A 1,278-nucleotide genomic window follows, 5' to 3' on the forward strand; every position below is an offset into this window, starting at 1 on the left:
CGGGGCTTTATTATAATCGGTTTAGGTATTATAATCCTGAAACCGGCTTATATATAAGCCAAGATCCCATAAAACTGGCGGGTAATAACCCGAATTTTTATGCTTATGTGCATGATTCCAATTCAGAAGTTGACCCGTTTGGGTTGGATCCTTTAGGATCAAAAAATAATCCTTTTACTTCTTTAAAACAAGCTATGAATAAAGCTAAAGATTTAGCAGGTATTCCTAGAAGTCAGCAACCAGATAGACAATGGAAAATAGGTGATGATATTAATAAGAAAGGAATTAATATTGTTAACTATCAATATGATACAAACTTTGGTTCTCATGGGCGGATGTATGAATTTACAGATGCTAATGGACATAAAAAAATAATAGCAGTACACACCAATGATGGACAATTACATGTTCATGCTGGAAATCCTAAAGGAGAATACCCTCACGGATGGGATTCCTATGATTTTAAGACGAATAGATATGCAAAAATAGATGATCCAAATTTAAAAGATCATCATTTATTTGTTAAAGTTAAATGTAAATAAGAAGCATAATGAATCAATCAATACAAAATAGAAAAGCAGAAATATTACTTAGAAATAGGAAGAACAAAATATTTGAAGAGTATGATAAAAATAAATATTGTAAAGTTATTGATTTTTCAAAAGATGTAGTAATTAATTTATATTCTGAGTATTTCAAAGAGACTATAAAAACTAATAATAATCTTTTTACTTCTAAATTACAACTGGATGGATTAACAAGTAAAAATGATATTAAAAATTGGATACTAAATAATATTTTAATTCATACTGTCGATAATAATATTATTAGTATTTTATATGGAGAGTTTGGTATCAAATTAGAATTAACTAGTAGTGAAAAATTTTTTTCAGATGAATTACAAAAAAAAATAGATAGTCATATAGGTTTAGATTATGGATATATAAATGAGAATAAATATATTATGCAAATATTTTCTGATGAAGAACATTATGTATATGAATATTTAAAAAAATGGGATGAAAGTAATGTATCAATTAGATGATAGTACTTAAATTGTTCATCAGTTAAAGCCAACTAAAATGAGTTGGCTTTACAAGAAGATAAATTCAATAATAAGTATTTATATTCCGTTCAGGCAATTAGGGGAGTATGAAAATAAAGAACTAGACGGACTTTATTATAATCGGTTTAGGTATTATAATCCTGAAAGTGGAATTTTCATCAGTTCCGACCCTATCTCTATCTTAGGGGGATTGAATACCTACGCATATGTTT

Annotated in this window: 3 protein-coding genes; all 3 read left to right on the top strand. The window is 27.5% G+C overall.

What is annotated here, in order from left to right; genetic code table 11:
- The coding region (locus tag GQ590_RS11970) for an RHS repeat-associated core domain-containing protein (protein ID WP_255471449.1) at window positions 1-542 on the top strand (542 nt) is incomplete at its 5' end.
- Window positions 543-550: 8 nt separating this feature from the next.
- The gene (locus GQ590_RS11975; protein ID WP_160409286.1) at window positions 551-1,045 is read left to right on the top strand and encodes a hypothetical protein; all 495 of its coding nucleotides are present in this window, start codon (window positions 551-553) and stop codon (window positions 1,043-1,045) included.
- A gap of 37 nt (window positions 1,046-1,082) precedes the next feature.
- A partial coding sequence (locus GQ590_RS11980; RefSeq protein ID WP_160409283.1) for an RHS repeat-associated core domain-containing protein occupies window positions 1,083-1,278 on the top strand: 196 nt, incomplete at its 3' end.

Origin of the sequence: Gilliamella sp. Lep-s35 (assembly GCF_009795845.1) — a bacterium.
In the GTDB taxonomy this organism is placed as follows: Bacteria; Pseudomonadota; Gammaproteobacteria; order Enterobacterales; family Orbaceae; genus Gilliamella.

Coding starts and splice junctions, on each gene's coding strand:
- GQ590_RS11975 (WP_160409286.1), top strand. CDS start 551: ATGAATCAATCAATACAAAATAGAAAAGCAGAAATATTACTTAGAAAT.